This is a genomic window from Idiomarina fontislapidosi, assembly GCF_003226255.1.
Taxonomy (GTDB): Bacteria; Pseudomonadota; Gammaproteobacteria; order Enterobacterales; family Alteromonadaceae; genus Idiomarina; species Idiomarina fontislapidosi.
Map to the genome: position 1 here is coordinate 45,074 of NZ_QJST01000002.1, position 19,878 is coordinate 64,951.

Below are 19,878 nucleotides of genomic sequence, written 5' to 3' on the forward strand. Positions count from 1 at the left end.
GTTACTTTTTAATCCCAATCGGGTGAAAAATCAGGATCAATTAACCGATCGTCTTTATCAATGTCAGCAATAGCTTTCAAGTCATCTTGGTCGAGCTTTAACTGCTGTGCCTCAAAGTTTGACTTTAAGTGATCAACCTTGGTGGTTGATGGAATAGCGATATAGCCATTCGCCAATTGCCAAGCGATAGCCACTTGTGCAGGTGAAGCGTTATGTTTTTCAGCGATATCTTGCATAACCGCGTTATCCATCACGGCACCTTTTGCCAACGGCAAATACGCCGTTACCTTGACGCCCATCTGCTTACAGGCATCGGTAATTGCATGATTTTGGAAAAAGGGATGTACTTCGATTTGGTTGGTCAACAGGTTTTCCTGACCTACATGCGCAGCGGCACGATTTAGCAAATCAATAGTAAAGTTAGATACACCAAAATGTTTTATCAAACCATCTTGCTGCGCTTTTTGTAGTGCATCTAGCGTCTCTTCAACTGGCACTTCATTATTGGGCGAAGGCCAATGGATGAGCGCAAGATCCATGGTGTCGCGCTGTAGCTTATCACGGCTCTCTTGCAATGAATCCAGCACATCTTGATAGACTAACTTTTCGTACCATACTTTGGTAGTTACAAACACATCTTTATTGCTATGCTGAGCGAGTGCTTTGCCTACATCCGCCTCGTTATCATAAAACTGTGCGGTATCAATGTGTTGATAACCCATGTCAATCGCCGCACTAACGAGATCCGTGAGTTCTTGCCCTTCGAGTCTGAATGTACCCATACCAAACTGGGGAATCATAATTGCCTCCTTTGCTAAGGTATTCAAATAGGTAATACCCAATAAATCGAATAAAAGTCCAATCCGTCGTTAGGTCGCTTTATATCCGCGTTAGAGTAGTGGGAATATTGAACGGTAATACGAGCATCGCTGGCGGCACTGTATTGCCATGACAATCCTACTCGGTCTTCGAACTGGAACTGTGTTGATAAACGGCGGTCGCCAATACGTGTTTTGTCAAAATAACTACCGCCGATGCCCGCTTCCAAATAGAGTGGAGTGGCACTTTCGGTTAACTGCCACTGAAACACAGGTGAAACAGTGAATGCGGTAATATTATCAGACGTATCGTTCGAATCTTGCCAATGATTGAGCCCCATTTCTAGACTTACTTGTGGGCTACCGGCCCACTGTAGAAAGTCAAACTGGGTACTCTCGGTACGATAGCCAACACGTGCGCCACGCAATTGATCGGTTGAATACGAGGCTGACACGTGCCACTCATCTGCTTGTACAGGTAATAAAAAGGTTGCGGCTGCCAATGCGACTGCCGCTGTTTTGATACTGCTCATACTACTTCCTCTCATATACAGGTAATGATACATACGTGACTGTATGTAAATGGATCAGCAGATATTAAGCTTTTCTTAATGTGAGGTTTACACGTGTTTGTTGGGTGAGAGGGTGGGTGCCGTCGACGAGTTTATCAATACCATGATAATTGAGCCGGCTGGAACCGCCCCAAACTAATACATCTCCATGATTCAGCGGCAGACGTTGTTTCGCGCCGGTACGTGACTGACCAGCCCAGATAAAACGCGCGGGCAGACCAAATGAATAAGAGACCACGGGGTGAGTTAAGTCGGATTCGTCGCGATCTTGGTGCAGTCCCATTTTAGCACCGGGTTTATACACATTGATTAAGCACGCATTGGGCACAAAATCTGGGTAGCCTGCTTGCTCAGCAACACGCACGGCGTCCTCGTATAACAGGCTGGGAATTTTTGGCCATGGCGCATGGGTGAGCGGATCCAGTGCTTGATAGCGATAACCTTTTGTGTCGGATACCCAGCCAAAATCACCACAATTACTACTTAAAACAGACATTTTTTTATTACCAGGCGTAGTGAAGTGTCGCAAAGGCGCCTGCCGCACACACGCTCGAATGGCTGCCAATATGTCGGCAGCCTGCTGTGTAGCATAGCCCGGATAAAGCCAAGCGCCCGGGGCAAACTGGACTGGATCGGCACCATCAAAAAGTGACACTAAAGCACCCCATTGAGTATGAGCCCTATGACCAACCATACGCCGGCTAGAGCACAGAGACCGTTCATCAAATGGTCACGCCAACTTTTAGCATGGTGATGATGGTCGTGGTGGTGTCCGTGATGACTGTGTTGGTGTGTTTGGCGTTGGGTTAAGTAAACGAGGCTAACACTGACGGCTACGAAGATAATGTTCAGAATAAAGCCATAGTCAACTGAGAAAAACGCGCGCTCGGTGATGTGCTGCTGCTGTGAATGGTCGGGTAACGCATCAAATGCGAACAGGCCATAATGCAGCGTCAGCGCTGTTAATACGAGGCACACAAACAGCATGAGGGCAATATACAATGCCATTTTCCAGCCGTAGTACTTTGCGTTAATACGCAGCACAGGCAGAACAATGAGGTCCGAGAAGATGAATGCCATGACACCGGCAAATGCAACGCCTTCGCCATAGAGCACCGCTGCCAGCGGAATATTGCCCATGGAACCAATAAAAGTGAAGAATGCTGCAAGCGGTCCGACGATGGTTTGTTGCAACACTTGCCAGAACGATGCATCGCTCACCTCAGCGCCTGAACCTTGAAATAACCAATGGAAAAACTCACTGGGTACGAACGCCGAGATGATACCCGCTGCGGTAAACCCCAGCAGAACGTCTTGCCATACCATCTGCCATTCCATTTGGTACTTTTTTGCTACCTGTTGCCAGGTTTCACGACTGAGTAAGGCTCGCCACGCTTTGCTCGAATTATCCTCGTCTTCGCCATCTTCTTGTTTACGTGCCGACTTAATGAGCCCAGTGGGTGAGGTCAGTTTGATATAAAGCCAAGCAAAGACTATTAACAGTAAGCCGCCGATATATTCGCCAGCGACAAATTGCCAACTGAGAAAGATTGCTATGACGAAGCCGAGTTCAATAACCAGATTGGTCGACGCAAGTAAAAATGCCATTGATGCAGGAAATGAGGCGCCTTTGTTAAACAGCGCGCGGGTCGTTGATAGTGCAGCGAAGCTGCAGGAGCTCGAGATAAATCCAAAAAAGGTGCCGAGTGCCATCGACTTGGGTGAGTCATCACCCATCAGGCGCTTCATACGACCTCGGCTAACCATCACTTGGATCAGACTACTGACTAAATACCCAAGGGCGAACGCCCATAATGCCATCCAGAAAAAGCCCACACTGGTATGTGCGGCACTTGCCCAATCCTGCAAAAAGTTCATAGTGAATCCTTGTCGGTGATTTTCCTCTGCATGATGAGTCTATGTTGGCCTTGACCTAAATAATCTTCGGCGGTTTCTATTACTTCGAAGCCTAATTTTTCATACACACTGACCGCGGCTGCGTTATTCGGCGCCACGCTGAGCAGAATCGAAGTTGTGCCTTGTTCATCTAGACTACGCAGACTATCGCTCAAAAGTTTTGTGCCGACGCCACGGCCTTGGCAATTAGGTTTTACCGCCGCTGACATTAACCACAGGGTGTTGGCTTTCTCCGCTGGGGCGTACATGGCATAAGCGAGGATGTTGTCGGCGTCGCGACAAATGAACTGTGAACTTGGCCATTGATGCACGGCTTGATAAAACAACAGCTCAGGGTAGGCCAGATCGTTGTATAGCTGTTGCTCAATCGCTACGACCTGTGCGATATCGTGACGTTTAAAATTAAAAAGTTCGGTTTTTAGAGGGGTGTTAGGCACCTTGATAACTCCTCGTCTTAGATGTCGATATCTTTGACTTGTAACTTAAGCCAATTGAGTAGGGCGACTAATGCCACCGAATAACGGCGTTTCTTTCGATACTGCGCATACACCGCGACACTTCGAGAGGATTCGGGATTTCCAAGTACGTGCCAGTGTTTCAGTGAGGGATGATAAGCAAGCTGCTCGTCAATGATAGCAATGCCTTGATAGGTATCGGCTAAATCGAGCGCCATGGTGGTATCAGCGCACTGGTTGATGTTGAGTGACACGCTGCCATGGGTGTGTTGGTTAATAACCCGTTGATGCATCGGGTGTCCCTTATCTACAAACCAAGTCGCCTCATTTGGTTGGCAAGTGGAGTCGGGGCTGATAGCGATGTAACTGGGCTTATACAGCGTGGTTTGCTGCACCTGCGTGTCACGCAGGAGACTTTGACTGATCAGTAAGTCAATATTCTCGTGCTGTATTTGGCTTGCCCATTCTGCTTGTTGATGATCATTGACTTGTTCATCGCTCCGTACAAAACTGAGTTGGATATGCGGATAAATAGAGTGGAAGTCAGCCAATCGGTCTTGAAGCCAGTAGCGTAAGCGTTCAGAACTGATAGCCAGTGTCAGTCGGGTAATGTTATGATCAGCGGTCGAACGAGCACGCTGAATAGTATGATCCAACTCGCGAAAAATGCTTTCAAGTGCGGGTGCCAATTCGAGTCCAGCAGGCGTCAGCGCATGAACGCGATTATCCCGTTGGAACAACCGCATACCTAATTGATTTTCGAGTGTTTGGATTTGTCGAGTCACCGCGGCTTGCGTGACACCCAATTGCTGTGCTGCTTGTTTAAAGGTACCCGCGCGTGCAGCCACGTCAAAGACACGCAGCGCGTTCAATGACAAGTTAGATTTAGTGCTCATAGCTAACCAGCTTTGTTTAATTTGAATTAACTAAAAGTTAACCTTAATTGCATGGAGGCGCAAGTAGTGTCTTATTGGGCAGAGTTTCTTACGATTGCTACCTATCACTTACTCGCGGTGGCGAGTCCTGGTCCAGACTTTGCCGTGGTGACACGCTATAGCTTATCTTATGGTCGTAAAGTCGGCGCTTATGTCAGCCTTGGTATTGCTGCGGGTATTATTTTGCACGTGACATATTCCTTGGTAGGCGTTGCCATTATTATTAAACAAACCCAGTGGCTTTATGCGGCTATTTTGACCGCAGGTGCACTGTATTTGGCGTACATGGGGGTGGGCGCCTTACAGTCTAAACCGAAGCCAGCGCCGAATACACATGAGTATGACCCTCAACGACCGTCTGAACGACGTGCGTTTATGACGGGGTTTATTACCAACGGCCTTAATGTTAAAGCCACACTATTCTTTTTGACTTTGTTCACCGTGGTGATTAGCCCAGAAACACCGTTTACCTGGCAAATGGGTTACGCGGTTTACTTAATCATCGCGACAGGCATTTGGTTTTTGTTTCTCTCTCGGGTGTTGTCATCTGAGCGCGTGTTTAAACGCGTTTGGCGCTACATGCACTGGGTTGACCGATTGATGGGCTTATTACTGATTGGCTTGGCGGTGCATTTACTTGTTGATGTACTCAGTGAACTGAAAATTATTGCTTAAGCATGTTGGCGTTGGGTGCGTAACCCAATGAATAACGTTATAATTGAACCGATTTTTATAAGATGTAAGCGAGAGCTATGCTGTTATTTGTAGATGATTTGACCGTAATTGATTGTTCCTACCTGTGCGCTGAGCGCGGTATCGTGGGAGAAAGCTGGATTGTCGATATCGAATTGGATGGTTCACTTAATGAACAGTCAATGGTGCTAGACTTTGGTCGTGTAAAAAAGCAGATTAAAGCGATTATTGATCGGTCAGTCGATCATAAGCTCTTGGTACCGAGCGGGCATGCTTTCACACAGGTGACACACTCGGCTGATGATGAATCGCATTGGGTCGACTTTATGCGACCAGAAGGGCGCTCAATTCATCTTTTTTGTCCGGCTGAAGCCTTTGCTTATATTGATGCCGAAAAAGTTGATGCGTTAACGGTGACAGATTATCTGCGCGCGGTGATCAAGCGCGAGTTGCCGGGAAATGTACAAGGTTTACGTTTGTCATTGCGCCCCGAAGCGATTGATGGATTTTACTACCATTACACTCATGGTCTTAAAAAGCATGATGGTAACTGCCAACGTATTGCACATGGACACCGGTCAAAAATTCAAATTGCGCTCGACAATATCCGTCAACCGGTCCTTGAGAAGCAGTGGTCTGAGCGTTGGGAAGACATCTACATTGGCTCTGAAGAAGACAAAGTTGAAATAAAGCGTTTGCAGCGCTCTGAGTCGGCTAAACAAATTAGCGAGGCAACGCATGTTGGCTATAGCTATGTGGCGGATCAGGGGTTATTCGAATTAATGGTGCCAAAAAGCGAGAACGATTTTATTGATTCTGACTCTACTGTTGAGTGTATTGCAGAATTCATTGCTGCTCAGATCAAACAAACGCACCCAGAGCAACGCGTTAAAGTTAAAGCGTTCGAAGGGGTGGGTAAAGGAGCGATTGCCTATGCTTAGCCCGTTGAAGCAACTGGTTTCTCTTATCTCATTAGTGAGTATCGGTGTTACCTCTGCCGTATGGGCGGCGAATGACCAAGACCTTGTTACTTGGCACGGTAAACTGACGCAAGGTGCGTTGCTCATTGGACAGGTCGAACCTAATACTCAAGTCATCTACCAAGGTAAGCCGCTCGCCATCAGTGAAGCGGGTTATTTTGTCATTGGCTTTGGTCGCGATGCAGAGTTAAATCAGACGCTTGAAGTGGTTGAGAATGGTACCAAAAAGCCTTTGCAGTTAACCTTGAGCAAACGTGAATACAACATTGACCGTGTTGAAGGCGTACCACAAAAAACCGTCACACCAGACCCTGCGCAGGTAAAACGCGCAAAAGCTGAAGCGGCAAAAGTGTGGCGCGCGCGTCAAGCTGATTCGGAGCGCATGGACTTTTTAACACCGGTTCGTAAGCCCGCAGAAGGGCGCATCAGTGGTGTGTATGGATCACAGCGTTTTTATAATGGTGAACCACGTCGTCCGCATTACGGCGAGGATATAGCGGCACCAACAGGGACGCCCGTTTATGCGCCTTGGAGTGGTGTCGTCACATTGGCGGAGCCTGATTTATTTTACTCGGGTGGTACACTGATTATTGATCACGGATATCGTGTGAATACAACATATCTGCATTTGAGTAAGCTATCTGTTGAGGTCGGTGATACCATTCAGCAAGGTGAAAAGATTGGTGAAATTGGTGCTTCAGGCCGGGCAACGGGTCCGCACCTTGATTGGCGTGTGAACTGGGGTAATGAACGCCTCGATCCTGCGTTATTACCCCAGCTTTATCCGTTAGCTGATACTCATTAGGCCGTCGTTTTTAACCAGCCGTTTAAATGCTCAGGCTGCGTGATAGACAGCACGTAGCTTGTTTTCTTCGGTGCTTGCCAAGTTAACTTCAATGTTCTTAACTCATCCCGTCTAAAGGCATGCACGGTGACGCTGTCGCCTGGCTTAAAGGCATCCAAAACTTCACTGAGGTTATCAACGCTGACCTGTAAATGATCGATCGCTATGATACGGTCATTTGCAGATAGACCCGCATCGTAGGCCGTCTCATCGTGGTAGACATGAGTTAGCTCGATACCTTGTGGATGGCTCTTGTAACGAGCACCTAACGTCACTTTCGCCGATTTTTCTGGTAGCTTACCGTTACTTTGTAAGTCATTGGCTGGAACATGACGCGCTACTTTTACGCCGAAATTTTCTAGTAGCGCCGTTACGGGCAATTGCTCGCGCGAGTACAATGCAGCGTGCATGAACTCATTGACATCAAGTGCCGTGTAATGGCTGAGATACTCAATAAAGGTATGGTCTTCAGTTCCTTCATTCGTTTTACCGTAGCGATGCCAAAAGTCGCGCATGACCTGTTGCAAGTCGAGCTGATGGTCGCTTTGCAGGCGAATGGTCAAGTCAAGGCACAGTGCAATCAAACCACCTTTTGCGTAATAGCTCACAATGCTGTTCGGCGAGTTCTCGTTTTGTTGATAAAACTTGGTCCACGCGAGAAAGCTTGATTCAGTCACGGACTGTTGGTATTGTCCGACACCGCGTTCTACACGTGCCAGCGTATTGCCGAGCAAGCGTAAATAGCGGTCAGCCGAAATAATCCCCGCGCGATGCAGCAAATAGTCATCAAAATAAGAGGTCATTCCTTCGTAGAACCACAGTTGCTCGGTGTAGGTTTCCCGCTCAAGCGGATACGGAATAAATGCCTTAGGTTTTAACGTTTTGACGTTCCAGCTGTGAAAATACTCGTGACAGCATAAGCTTAAAAAGGTCTCATAGTTATCATCGACCTTTGTTTGCCCCGCTTTGATTAAGTCCTTGCGACTGCATACGAGGGCGGTTGAATTGTTGTGCTCAAGCCCTCCAAACCCATCGCCAACGACCATGGTCAAGAAGGTATAATGTTTAAAGGGTGCCGGTTCGCCAAACATTTTTAGCTGATATTCACAAATACGTGCCAAGTCGGCTGTGATTCGCGCGGTATCTGCTTTGTGGCGTCCGCTGAGAACCAACGAGTGCTTAATACCATGGGCAATGAATTCCTCGATGGTCAGATCACCAAGCAAGAAAGGGTAGTCGATGAGTTTGTCATAGTTTTCTGCCTCAAACTCACCCCAACTGTGTGATTTGCCCGAGATCCGTGGCATCCCCGTTGCTACTCGCCAATCAGCGACCGCATCACTGGGCTCAAGTTTCAAGCGGCAAGGTTGTTGCTCCTGACCGGCAACAGCCAAACACAATGATGTATTGTTGAAGAAACCTTGCAACTCATCGAGATAAGCACTTCTTACCGATAGATCATAGGCGTATACTTGATAGCTTACTTGCACCGGATGGTCGCACGGCGCTAAGCGCCAACGGTTTTTACTGATTTGATCGAGCTTAATTGCGTGTCCATCGTGTTCAGCGTATATGCCAATGATATGTTTGCTAAAATCGCGAATTAAATAACTACCGGGTATCCAATTAGGAAGCCAGAGTTCTTGACCATCTGGATGAGGGTTTGCGATATCGACCGTGACCTCAAATAAATGACCTTTAGGGTCAATTGGGTTAATGTGGTAGTTATTCAAACTTATACTCCTTTGTTTGACAGTCATTGGCTTTTAGGAATTATATTAACATACTTAGTTTTATTTACAGGGGATTGCATGACGGCGAAAATCAAGCAGCTGACCGTAGGGCAAAAAGTCGAAATTCAGATATCTGGTCTTAATGTGCCAGCGCGTTTTCAGACAGACTTTATCGGTGCTGTTATGGGACGTTGGTTTATCGTCAACATGCCTGATTCTCGGCGCTACGGTGAGCTTAGAGAACACCTTTACGAGGGTGTGCCAATCATTGTGCGCTTTGTGCTAGAAAACGAGAGCGGTGAAATTTGCGCGTTTCGTAGTGATATCGACTTCGTCGTAGCCCATCCCACTAAAATGCTGTTTTTAGACTGGCCTAAGCAAGTTGAAAGTCGCGTGATACGTCAAGGGCGACGCTTCGATGCTTACCTGCCTTGTACAATAGAGCGTCTCGCAGAGGATAATACCGTTGCCTCTTCCGTTGAAGCCATCATTTTGGATGTTTCAGAAACAGGGTGTAAGTTGCGTTATTCACTTGATGAGCCGGTCGATGAAGAGCAAGAAAACCCATCTGAATGGGAGACTGGTCAACGAGCCAATCTCATCGTTAATCAAAAGTCTGGCAACACGATTAAGCTGGGAAGTATCGTACGACAGGTTAAAACCTCAAGTGATGAAGTCACCCTGGGCGTGCAGTTCAATAGTCATCAAAAAGAAGCGATTAACGGACTCTTTTCGGGAAGCTTAGTCGATATTGATGCACTCTCGCGTGCTCAGTCTTAATGCGCGACTTGCATAGCAATAAGGGTTAATACGTTGGTAAACGCAATTCTTAGTAAGTCATGGTTTCCTGGCTCCGATCGCTGGTTTTGGCTTTTACAGTTTGGCGGATGGGCTGGTTATGCGCTGGTCAACTACATCGGCTCGCTCATGCACGAAATGCGTGATATTTATGGCGTGGTGTTGATTCTGGGTGCGTATACGGGTCTTTTTTTAACGCTGCCGCTTCGTTATTTTTATCAACGCGTGTGGGAGTGGCACCCGCTGCTGTTAATGATTGTCGTTATCTTGGCGAGTTACACCATCGCTTGCCTTTGGGCAGTCATCGATAATGCGACCTATTGGGAAATTTATAAGTTTGGATTTACTCCCGATAGTAAGCTCGCGTATTTTAAGAATAATATTGCTAAGTTCTACATTGTTTTGAGCTGGAGCGGTTTGTATTTTGGTATTAAGTACTACCGCATGCTGCAGAGTGAAAAACAGAAAGCGCTCATGGCCTCTTCGATGGCGCATCAAGCACAGCTCAAAATGTTACGCTATCAATTAAATCCGCATTTTTTGTTTAATAGCCTTAATGCGATCTCGACACTGATTCTGGTAAAAGATACCGAGATCGCGAACAAAATGGTCAACCGATTAAGCCACTTTTTAAGGTTTTCGTTGGATAACGATCCTATTAAGAAAATCACCTTAAAAAAGGAAGTCGAGGCACTCATGCTGTATCTCGACATCGAGAAAGTGCGATTTGATGAGCGCTTAGAAATTATTGTCGATGTCAGCGATGAAGCAAAGAAGGCATTGGTTCCGAGTTTGCTGTTCCAACCGTTAATTGAGAACGCTATAAAGTATGCGATTGCTAAGACCGAGGATCAAGGCGTATTATCCTTGATTGCCTATATAGAGCACGGAGAACTAAAGGTTCGTTTGTGTGATAATGGTCCGAATGCACCGGAAAAACCAGAGCTGTTAATGCGGAACGCGGGTGTCGGTTTAAAAAATACTCGAGAGCGATTATCAGCGTTATATGGTGATGATTTTAGTTTTCGGATGACAAAAAATGAACCGCAAGGCTTATGCGTAGAGATCGTCTTGCCTTATGAAACCTTGGAGAGTGTATGAGTCGTAGTTTTACTGCTTACATCGTTGACGATGAATCGTTAGCACGTAAAGGACTGGCCATCCGTCTGGAATCATTTGATGAAATCACGTTGATCGGTCATCAAGGCAATAGTCGCGAAGCCATAGCAGAAATCAGTGCATTGAAGCCTGATATTGTATTCTTAGATATTCAGATGCCAGGCTTGAACGGATTTGAGGTGTTAAAATCGTTGCAACAGAGTATGCCAACATTACCTGCTATCGTGTTTGTCACCGCATTTGATCAATACGCTATTCGAGCATTTGAAGTGCGGGCACTCGACTATCTATTAAAGCCCGTTGACGAGGAACGTTTGGCGGAAACTATAGAACGTGTAAAGCATGAACTCGAACCGAATGAGTTTGATGCGACACAGCAGAAGTTAGTCAACCTTGTTGCCGAGGTGACGGGTGAAGACTGCGATGTGATTCTTGAGCGCTTGGCAAGTGGTGATGAGGTGCCTATGAGCCGTTATCCTGAGCATATTGCCATTAAAGATAGCGGCGAAATAACCCGTGTTCCTGTCAACGCTATCGAGTGGATTGATGCGGCGGGAGACTATATGTGTATCCATGCCAGCGGCGAGACCTTTATTTTGCGCCGAACTATGAAAGAACTGGAAAAAGAACTCAACCCCAATTTATTCCAGCGTATTCACCGCTCTGCCATTGTGAATGTGAATCAAGTCGAGAAGTTATGCACTCGTCAAAACGGTGAATACCATATTTCACTTAAAAATGGTCAAAAATTAAAAGTCAGCCGTAGTTATAAAGATAGGATCAAACAACTTATATTAAACTAATGCTTCGAATCTATGCGGCAATACTTGTTTTATCAGTTTTTCTAGTCGGTTGTACGGCCCAATTCGGGTATCGTTACCTTGATACTTTTATTGAGTGGCAACTGGGCGATTACGTTGAGCTTACTGATGACCAGCAGGAGCGTGCATCAGAAATTATTGGTGAACTTCATCAATGGCACGCGACTGATCAGATTCCACAATATCGCGTCCGACTCCAAAGCTTGCGGCAGGCATTAGCGGAAGACACCGTTGATCGTGACTTAATCGAGCAACTGGAGTTAGACGCCTGGTATTTTTGGCAGCAAATGAAAAACCAGATTGCTGCTCATACCAGCTTCCTTAACGCACTTTCCTCAGCACAAAAACAACAGCTCATTACGTCAATGCAGGGCAAGATTGATGAAGAGCGAGAAGAGGAAGCAGAGGAGGGGGGCGATTTATTTGCTACTTACGACCGTGTGAAACGTAGCCAAGAAAACCTAGAAGAGCAATTAGGTACATTGAGCGACGCGCAAAAGCAATTGGTCAAAGCATGGGTGGAAGAAGCCGCCGCGGTGCCTGATGATTATGACTGGCTCGCGTATCGTCAGCGTTGGTTAGATGCATTCGAAAGCGCACTCAAGGCATCGCCAATGGACGAGCAACGAATTAAATCGCTGATTACCGATCCTGAACAAATGTTGTCTGAAGCGCAGCGCGAAAACCGTCAAGAGAAAGCCAGTATTCGTCATCGTTATCTTGCCAAGCTAAGCGGTACTCTAAGCCCTGAACAACGCGATACGCTGATTGAGCAACTGGACGAATATATTGAGTTGTGCAGAGATATCGAGGCACACTTCAGCGGCTAAGCCGCTCGTGTGCCTCACTTAGATTATTTAACTTCGATAATTTTACAGGTATTGCTCGAGCCGACGGTTTCCATTACGTCACCGTGTGTCAGCACCACCAAATCACCTTTTGCTACATGACCTAACCCTTTAATCACATCAATGGCAGCCAGAATTGGGTTTTCGGCTTTTGTCGAGTCAAACTGAATAGGATACACACCGCGATAGAGTGCGCATTTATGACGGCTATCCGAATGACGTGACATCGAGAAGATGGGTAGATGTGATGTAATGCGCGACATCAGCTTAGCGGTGAAGCCCGACTCGGTTAGCGCGATAATCGCTTTAACACCGGTTAAGTGCGTTGCGGCATACATCGCCGACATGGCTGCGGCTTCCGAGATACTTGAAAAATGCTCTTCTAAGTCGTGATGTTTTAATTGTGCACTCGGGTGCGTTTCTGCACCCAAACAAATCTCAGCCATTGCTTTTACGGTCGCAACAGGGTGCTTACCTGCGGCGGTCTCCGCCGACAGCATCACGGCATCAGTGCCATCGAGCACGGCATTGGCAACGTCCATTACCTCGGCACGTGTTGGCATGGGGTTTTCAATCATCGACTCCATCATTTGAGTCGCTGTGATTACAACTTTATTCAACTGACGTGCGCGGCTAATAATCAGCTTTTGCTTACCGACCAACTGCGCATCACCAATTTCAACGCCCAAGTCGCCACGAGCGACCATCACGGCATCCGATGCGCGCACAATATCATCAAGCGCATGTTCGGTCGCAACGGCTTCTGCGCGTTCAATTTTCGCACACAGTACCCCGTTGCCGCCTGCAGCACGTAGTAATTGACGCGCTTCGTTAATATCATCACCACTACGTGGGAACGACACCGCAAGATAATCCACGCCAATTTTCGCGGCGGTTTTAATATCTTCTAAATCCTTCTCGGTCAGAGCTTTGGCTGAAAGCCCCCCACCAAGGCGATTGATCCCTTTATTATTCGACAGCTGACCGCCAACAAGTACTTCAGTGTGTACTGCGGTTCCGTCAATTTTTGTGACTTCGAGTCGGATGCGTCCATCATCGAGTAAAAGAATATCGCCAGGGGCTACATCGCGAGGGAGTTCTTTATAATCAAGCCCGACGATTTGTTCATTGCCCGATTTGCTGTCGTATTCTGCATCTAAGGTGAATTTTTCACCTTGAGAAAGTGTTACTTTATCGTTCTTGAAACGCGCGACTCGTATCTTAGGGCCTTGCAGATCACCTAAGATGGCAACATGGGCTTTTAACTCAGCTGATATTTTACGAACATGTTCAGCGCGTTTAATGTGATCATCCGCCGAACCGTGTGAAAAGTTTAAACGTACTACATTAGCACCCGCTTGTATAAGTGATTTCAGAACACTAGGGTCATCAGTAGCGGGACCTAGGGTGGTAACGATTTTAGTACGGCGCAACATGTAAAACTCCGAGCATTAACAAATGAATTAGTTTTTAGTCTATCACAGTGTTTGTTAACAAAGTAAGTCAGAACAACGGCATAGGTGAATAATGAGCAATCAGCAAAAAGATATCAATTGGGAAACCCTAAGCGATGAGCAATGGCGCGAGCGCCTAACGCCTGAGCAATACCAGATTTTACGAAAGCGAGGCACTGAAGCCCCCTTTAGTGGCGAGTTTATTCAAGTAAATGAGCACGGCGAGTACCACTGTGCGGGCTGCGGTCAGCTTCTTTTCACTGGCCAACAACAGTTCGAGGGACACTGCGGTTGGCCGAGCTTTGATGAAGCAGTCGAAGGTGCCGTTGAGTATCTAGAAGATACCAGTCATGGCATGCATCGCGTGGAAATTGTTTGTAGCCAATGTAAAGGTCATCTCGGTCATGTATTTGAAGATGGACCCACAGCAACAGGTCAACGCTATTGTGTTAATTCGTTGGCACTGACCAATCAGACTTAAGATTAAACTGACCTTCCTCGATTTGCTCGATGATGATTTCTGCGAGTTGGGCGAGCGATTGTTTTCGCTCGTCTTTTTGCATAAAAATATGATGCAAATTATCCATCTTAAGTACTTCCGACTCAAAATGAATCGCAACAAGCGCCCAAATATAAGCCTCATCAACCAGCTGACTGTTCAAGTAGTGCGTGACCAGTGACTCCGGGATCTCGACATTGAAGCGTTGCTCAGGAGTATATAGACGGAGTGAACGATAAAGATAGTCGAGCATCTTAGCGTTATCTTCCTTTGCGTAATAAGTGGCAAGCGCAAACTGCAGTTCCGATGTTTGCATGATGGCTTTGCCCTCGAGTTCGAGTAAACGGTCAAGCGCATCCATATCGCTTCTATTTGCCCAGTGCCAATAGAGAAGTAGGGGATGCTCGCTGTCGCGTGTTTGTTTAGCCAGCTTTTCAATATTGTTAAGGCTATTGATATACGCCTCAATACGATGTGATTGTTTAGCCTTGAGCTTCCGATGCTCGATTGACGAGGCTAGTTCGATACACTGAGAATATGATTGCAGATCCTTCAATAAATAATATTGATGAGCAGGACTTTCATCCGTTTCATTTGCATACCGGGTTAAGATGAGTTGTCGACGTTCTGCGTTACACCAGTTATCTTGGTTTAAATCAGAACAAATATCGGGTAAGGCTTCACAAGCCTCGCGCACCGTAATCGGACGTTGTTCACAGCCAGACAGGGTGAAAAAAACGGTTGCGATAACGGCGTTTAATCCGATACTACGTACATATGTCATTGATATCTTCCATTAATTCAACGATAAACTAACAAGTTCGCCAGCATAGGTTGGCTTATGAGTGTGCTTTTAAGTACAATACGCTTCGAGATTTTGAGCATATCATACCATGAGGACTTAGCTAATGAATGCTAACCAGCAGGACCCGACACTCTCAAGTTGGCAGGAGCGCCAAGAGTACGCAGAACTCATGCAACCATTAATCGGTAAATTATACCGCAATTTTGGTGTTGAGATTCTTGTTTATGGTCGTTCACTATTAAATGTCTCGACAATTAATATCATTAAAGCCCACCGCCTGATCCGCCGCTATGAAGGCCAAAAAGTGCGTTTGCGCGAGAGCTTCCCGTTTTTGGAAGCTATGGCAAAAATGCAAATGGCACCCGCGCGTGTTGATCTAGGTAAACTTGCTTATGGTTATCACCACGGTGGTAAAGCGGACGGTTTGTCTATCGAAGACTATCTCCGTCGTGAGTTAACCGAGGTAGCTGATGTCGACGACAGTATTGAACCACGTGATATCGTATTGTATGGCTTTGGTCGTATCGGCCGTCTACTTGCTCGGTTATTGATCGAGAAGAACGGCGCCAACAATAAAATGCGTCTACGTGCGATTGTTGTGCGCGGCGGACGAGAGGGCGACCTCGAGAAACGTGCAAGTTTGCTGCGCCGTGACTCGATTCATGGTCAGTTCAATGGCTCTATCACTATCGATAAAGAAACCAACAGCATTAAAGCTAACGGTACTTCGATCAAAGTGATTTATTCAGACGGTCCTGATCAAGTCGACTACACGCAATATGGCATCGACAATGCGATCGTTATCGACAACACCGGTATTTGGAAAGATGAAGCCGGTTTAGGTTTACACCTTAAATCAAAAGGTGTTGCCAAAGTATTGTTGACGGCGCCGGCTAAGGGCGACATCAAGAACATCGTGTTTGGTGTGAATCACGACGATATTTTAGATGATGACCGCATCCTGTCGGCAGCGAGCTGTACTACCAACGCGATTACTCCAGTACTTAAAGCGGTAAATGATGAGTACGGTATTCAAAATGGTCACGTTGAAACAGTTCACTCGTACACCAACGACCAGAACTTGATCGACAACTACCACAAAGCTGAACGCCGTGGTCGCTCGGCACCGTTGAACATGGTTATTACTTCAACGGGTGCTGCTAAAGCGGTGGCAAAAGCGTTGCCAGAGCTTAAAGGCAAGCTCACGGGTAATGCGATCCGTGTGCCTACGCCGAATGTTTCAATGGCTATCATGAACTTAAATCTTGCCAAGAGCACCGACCGCGAAGGCTTGAACGAGTATCTGCGTAAAACCGCTTTACACTCTTCGTTAGAGAGCCAAATTGATTACACGGCCTCAACTGAAATCGTATCAAGCGATTTAGTCGGCAGCCGCTATGCGGGTATCGTGGATTCGCAAGCGACGATCGTTGAAGATGACCGCGCAGTATTGTACGTGTGGTATGACAACGAATTCGGCTACAGCTGTCAGGTTGTACGTGTAGCAGAGCAAATGGCAGGTCTTAAAGTGCCTAATTTGCCTCGTTAACACAGAAAAACAGAAAAAAGCGCCCGCGGTGGCGCTTTTTTCGTATACTGCTAAGCATTCGCTTTTAAAAATTAAAAAGGAAACGCATGATACGTATCAATACGGCGTTTGATAGCGGCAATATCGACGTTATCGAAGCAAGCTCAAGTGACAACATTCGTCTTACTATCCGTAAGGATCATCAATCAGATTTTTATCAGTGGTTTCATTACAAGTTGTTTGCCGAAGTCGGCGAGGAACATGTGATGATCATTGAAAACGCCGGCAAGTCTGCTTATCCCGATGGCTGGAAAGACTACCAGGCGTTGGCTTCCTATGATCGCGACACCTGGTTCCGGGTTCCAACCGAGTACGACGGTGAAAAACTTACTATTCGTCATACACCGGAACAAGAATCTGTTTACTATGCTTATTTTGTGCCTTATTCATATGAGCGTCACTTAGACCTCATTCAGCAGGCGCAACAGTCAGTTGACTGTTACCATGAGTTACTTGGTGAAACGCTAGACGGTCGCGAGCTCAACTTGCTGATTATTGGCGAACCGAGCGACGGGAAAAACACCATTTGGATTACTGCACGTCAACACCCGGGTGAGTCAATGGCGGAGTGGCTGATGGAAGGCTTGATTGGTCGCTTGTTAGACGACGAAGACGGTGTGGCGCGTAAGTTGCTAGATGAGAATGTCTTCTACGTGGTTCCTAACATGAACCCAGACGGCAGTGTACGTGGTCATTTGCGTACTAACGCGGTAGGTACTAACCTGAACCGTGAGTGGGCAGAGCCGAGCTTAGAAAAAAGCCCTGAAGTATTTTACGTGCTTAAACGCATGCAAGAAACCGGCGTTGATATGTTCTTAGACGTGCATGGTGATGAAGCATTACCTTACAACTTCGTCGCGGGCTGCGAAGGTATTCCATCGTATGATGAACGCCACAAGCACTTAGAAGAAACATTTAAGAATGCGCTGTTAGCGGCAACACCTGAGTTCCAAGACGCGTTCGGTTACGAGAAGGACGAACCCGGTAAAGCCAACATGACGGTTGCATGCTCGGCTGTTGGTGAGCGTTTTAAATGTTTATCGTATACATTAGAAATGCCATTCAAAGATAATGCTGACTTGCCTGATGAAGATTTTGGTTGGTCTTCAACGCGCTCTCAACGTTTAGGCGAGGATGTGCTGACTGCTATATTGGCAGTATCGCCGATCCTGCGTAAGGTTTAAAAACGCGGTAAAAATAACAATAAATAAAGGGGATACACCTTGGAAACGCTGAATAATATTCTGTTATGGATTGATGGGTTTTTGGGCTCAGCAGCCTATTTCCCATTCCTGTTGTTGGGTGTGGGTTTGTTCTTCACACTTTACTTGGGTTTTCCGCAAGTTCGGTACTTTCGTCATGCTTGGCGAGTGTTGAGCGGTAAGTTCGATAAAAAAGACTCACAAGGCGATACCAGCCACTTCCAAGCGCTCTCGACTGCACTGTCGGGTACCGTTGGTACGGGTAACATTGGTGGTGTCGCACTGGCTATCTTCTTAGGTGGTCCGGCGGCTATCTTCTGGATGTGGATGACCGCATTCATGGGTATGACCACTAAGTTCGTTGAGGTTACTTTATCGCACAAATACCGCGTTAAGACGGAAGACGGCACCATGGCAGGCGGGCCCATGTACTATATGGATCGCCGTTTGAACATGAAGTGGTTAGCAGTGATTTTTGCTATCGCTACAATTATCAGTTCGTTCGGAACCGGTAATATGCCGCAGATTAACAACATCGCTCAGTCGATGGAGCAAACCTTCGAAATCGATCCGGTTATCACAGGTGCGGTGCTTTCTATTCTTCTAGCGATGGTTATCATCGGCGGTATCAAGCGTATTGCAGCGGTTACGTCTAAAATCGTGCCTATCATGGGTATCCTATACGTGTTGGGCTCTTTGAGTGTTATCGCGTTTAACATCGATAATATTGGCGAATCGTTTGTCTCTATTTTCCGCGATGCCTTCACCGGCTCTGCAGCGGCGGGTGGCTTCTTAGGTGCAAGCTTTGCGTATGCGTTTAACCGAGGTGTTAACCGTGGTTTGTTCTCGAACGAAGCAGGTCAGGGTTCGGCTCCAATTGCTCACGCATCAGCGCGTGCTAAAGATCCGGTATCTGAAGGTCTTGTCTCTATTCTTGAGCCGTTCCTAGACACCATCCTGATTTGTACACTAACGGGTCTCGTTATTCTCTCGTCAGGTGTGTGGACCGAGAAGTTCGAAAATAACTTTGCTCGCAGCGACCTTGAGTTTGTGGCAGGTCACTACGATGACACGGTGGAAGCCGATCGTAAGCAACTGTATGCGTACCTTAACCAGACCGATGATAATCAGATTGAGCGATTCAATGGTGTGGTACAGGTAGAAAATGGCGTTGCACAGACAAACAACCAATTCACTATCTTGCACGCGCGCTCAGTCGCTGAAGATGTTCGTTTCATCGTAGCTGGCGAGGATGCTTACACGGGTAGCGTTAAAGTTGAAAATGGTAATTTGATCAAAGACGATATTGAGGTCGTTGGTAAGTCGTTGGTTCACTCGGCGGCGCTGACTTCATTAGCCTTTGCAAATGGTTACCTTGGTGATTTCGGTCAGTATATTATTCCAGTAACGCTCTTGCTATTCGCGTTCTCGACCGCGATTGCATGGTCGTACTATGGTGACCGTGCGGTGGTATATCTGTTTGGTCAAAAAGGTGTGATGCCATACCGCATTCTTTATGTGGCGGGTTTCTTCTGGGCATCTTTTGCAGACACCACATTGATTTGGACAGCCTCTGCCGTTGCAATCGTATTGATGACGTTACCTAACTTAATTGGTATGTTATTGCTACATAAAGAAATGAAGAGCACTGTTAAATCATATTGGCAGGACTTCAACAAAGAGCAAAAGCGTAAATAAACATAACGTTTATGCTAAAAAAGCGAGGCAAACGCCTCGCTTTTTTTATTTAAACCTCATTTATTGGGGCTGTCCCTTGAATTTGGTGACAAAAGCCTT

Annotated in this window: 19 protein-coding genes and 1 pseudogene; 11 read left to right on the forward strand and 9 right to left on the reverse strand. The window is 46.6% G+C overall.

Annotated elements, in window-relative coordinates; translation table 11 throughout:
* Positions 1-8: 8 nt before the first annotated feature.
* From dkgB to DFP83_RS02845, 6 genes and pseudogenes are all read right to left on the reverse strand, one after another.
* On the reverse strand, positions 9-800 hold the full coding sequence (gene dkgB, locus DFP83_RS02820; RefSeq protein ID WP_110572973.1) for a 2,5-didehydrogluconate reductase DkgB: 792 nt from the start codon (positions 798-800) through the stop codon (positions 9-11).
* Positions 801-823: 23 nt separating this feature from the next.
* Positions 824-1,351, reverse strand: a complete 528-nt coding sequence (locus DFP83_RS02825) for an acyloxyacyl hydrolase (protein WP_181416357.1) — start codon at positions 1,349-1,351, stop codon at positions 824-826.
* 64 nt (positions 1,352-1,415) lie between these two features.
* Positions 1,416-2,045, reverse strand: coding sequence for a DNA oxidative demethylase AlkB (alkB, locus tag DFP83_RS02830; protein WP_110572975.1), 630 nt, complete (start codon positions 2,043-2,045; stop codon positions 1,416-1,418).
* Between the two features lie 350 nt (positions 2,046-2,395).
* A pseudogene (locus DFP83_RS02835) lies at positions 2,396-3,268 on the reverse strand (permease); the annotation flags it as partial.
* The gene (locus tag DFP83_RS02840; protein WP_157981523.1) at positions 3,265-3,744 is read right to left on the reverse strand and encodes a GNAT family N-acetyltransferase; all 480 of its coding nucleotides are present in this window, start codon (positions 3,742-3,744) and stop codon (positions 3,265-3,267) included. The pseudogene DFP83_RS02835 and the gene DFP83_RS02840, both read right to left, overlap by 4 nt.
* A gap of 17 nt (positions 3,745-3,761) precedes the next feature.
* Positions 3,762-4,658: a LysR family transcriptional regulator gene (locus DFP83_RS02845; protein WP_110572981.1), complete on the reverse strand. Its 897-nt coding sequence runs from the start codon at positions 4,656-4,658 to the stop codon at positions 3,762-3,764.
* Between the two features lie 66 nt (positions 4,659-4,724).
* Here DFP83_RS02845 and DFP83_RS02850 point away from each other — a divergent pair, with 66 nt between their 5' ends.
* The 3 genes from DFP83_RS02850 (at position 4,725) to DFP83_RS02860 (ending at position 7,175) form a co-directional block, all read left to right on the forward strand.
* Positions 4,725-5,372: a LysE family translocator gene (locus DFP83_RS02850; protein WP_110572983.1), complete on the forward strand. Its 648-nt coding sequence runs from the start codon at positions 4,725-4,727 to the stop codon at positions 5,370-5,372.
* Positions 5,373-5,449: 77 nt separating this feature from the next.
* Positions 5,450-6,331, forward strand: a complete 882-nt coding sequence (locus DFP83_RS02855; RefSeq protein WP_110572984.1) for a 6-carboxytetrahydropterin synthase — start codon at positions 5,450-5,452, stop codon at positions 6,329-6,331.
* Positions 6,324-7,175 (forward strand): M23 family metallopeptidase, encoded by an 852-nt coding sequence (locus DFP83_RS02860; RefSeq protein WP_110572986.1) that lies wholly within the window; start codon positions 6,324-6,326, stop codon positions 7,173-7,175. The genes DFP83_RS02855 and DFP83_RS02860 overlap by 8 nt, the downstream gene beginning before the upstream one ends.
* On the opposite strand, the gene DFP83_RS02865 is transcribed toward DFP83_RS02860, so the two are convergent.
* Positions 7,172-8,947 carry a M61 family metallopeptidase gene (locus DFP83_RS02865; protein WP_110572988.1) on the reverse strand — a complete coding sequence of 592 codons (1,776 nt, stop codon included), beginning with the start codon at positions 8,945-8,947 and terminating at the stop codon, positions 7,172-7,174. The genes DFP83_RS02860 and DFP83_RS02865 overlap by 4 nt on opposite strands.
* Positions 8,948-9,025: 78 nt before the next feature.
* Between DFP83_RS02865 and DFP83_RS02870 the strand changes: the two genes are divergently transcribed.
* From DFP83_RS02870 to DFP83_RS02885, 4 genes are read left to right on the forward strand one after another with little or no spacing between them, the layout of a single operon-like run.
* Positions 9,026-9,727 (forward strand): flagellar brake domain-containing protein, encoded by a 702-nt coding sequence (locus DFP83_RS02870; protein WP_110572990.1) that lies wholly within the window; start codon positions 9,026-9,028, stop codon positions 9,725-9,727.
* Positions 9,728-9,760: 33 nt separating this feature from the next.
* On the forward strand, positions 9,761-10,846 hold the full coding sequence (locus DFP83_RS02875; RefSeq protein WP_110572992.1) for a sensor histidine kinase: 1,086 nt from the start codon (positions 9,761-9,763) through the stop codon (positions 10,844-10,846).
* A complete protein-coding gene (locus DFP83_RS02880; protein WP_110572994.1) occupies positions 10,843-11,667 on the forward strand; it encodes a LytR/AlgR family response regulator transcription factor in 825 nt (274 codons plus the stop codon). Before DFP83_RS02875 ends, DFP83_RS02880 begins: the two co-directional genes overlap by 4 nt.
* Complete coding sequence (locus DFP83_RS02885) at positions 11,667-12,515, forward strand: DUF6279 family lipoprotein (protein WP_110572996.1); 849 nt, start codon at positions 11,667-11,669, stop codon at positions 12,513-12,515. Before DFP83_RS02880 ends, DFP83_RS02885 begins: the two co-directional genes overlap by 1 nt.
* A 23-nt stretch (positions 12,516-12,538) precedes the next feature.
* Here DFP83_RS02885 and pyk read toward each other — a convergent pair whose 3' ends face one another.
* A complete protein-coding gene (gene pyk, locus DFP83_RS02890) occupies positions 12,539-13,969 on the reverse strand; it encodes a pyruvate kinase (protein WP_110572998.1) in 1,431 nt (476 codons plus the stop codon).
* A 91-nt stretch (positions 13,970-14,060) separates the two neighbouring features.
* Between pyk and msrB the strand changes: the two genes are divergently transcribed.
* The gene (gene msrB, locus DFP83_RS02895; RefSeq protein ID WP_110573000.1) at positions 14,061-14,468 is read left to right on the forward strand and encodes a peptide-methionine (R)-S-oxide reductase MsrB; all 408 of its coding nucleotides are present in this window, start codon (positions 14,061-14,063) and stop codon (positions 14,466-14,468) included.
* Here the strand turns inward: msrB and DFP83_RS02900 are convergent.
* Complete coding sequence (locus DFP83_RS02900; RefSeq protein ID WP_110573002.1) at positions 14,437-15,270, reverse strand: DUF2989 domain-containing protein; 834 nt, start codon at positions 15,268-15,270, stop codon at positions 14,437-14,439. The two genes, msrB and DFP83_RS02900, sit on opposite strands and share 32 nt — an antisense overlap.
* A 124-nt stretch (positions 15,271-15,394) precedes the next feature.
* On the opposite strand from DFP83_RS02900, the gene DFP83_RS02905 reads away from it, so the two are divergent.
* The 3 genes from DFP83_RS02905 (at position 15,395) to DFP83_RS02915 (ending at position 19,779) form a co-directional block, all read left to right on the forward strand.
* Positions 15,395-16,840: a glyceraldehyde-3-phosphate dehydrogenase gene (locus DFP83_RS02905; protein WP_110573004.1), complete on the forward strand. Its 1,446-nt coding sequence runs from the start codon at positions 15,395-15,397 to the stop codon at positions 16,838-16,840.
* A gap of 89 nt (positions 16,841-16,929) precedes the next feature.
* Entirely contained in the window at positions 16,930-18,063 is a 1,134-nt protein-coding gene (locus DFP83_RS02910) for a M14 family metallopeptidase (protein WP_181416368.1), read from the forward strand.
* A 39-nt stretch (positions 18,064-18,102) separates the two neighbouring features.
* Positions 18,103-19,779, forward strand: a complete 1,677-nt coding sequence (locus DFP83_RS02915) for an alanine/glycine:cation symporter family protein (RefSeq protein ID WP_110573008.1) — start codon at positions 18,103-18,105, stop codon at positions 19,777-19,779.
* The last annotated feature ends 99 nt before the right edge of the window (positions 19,780-19,878 follow it).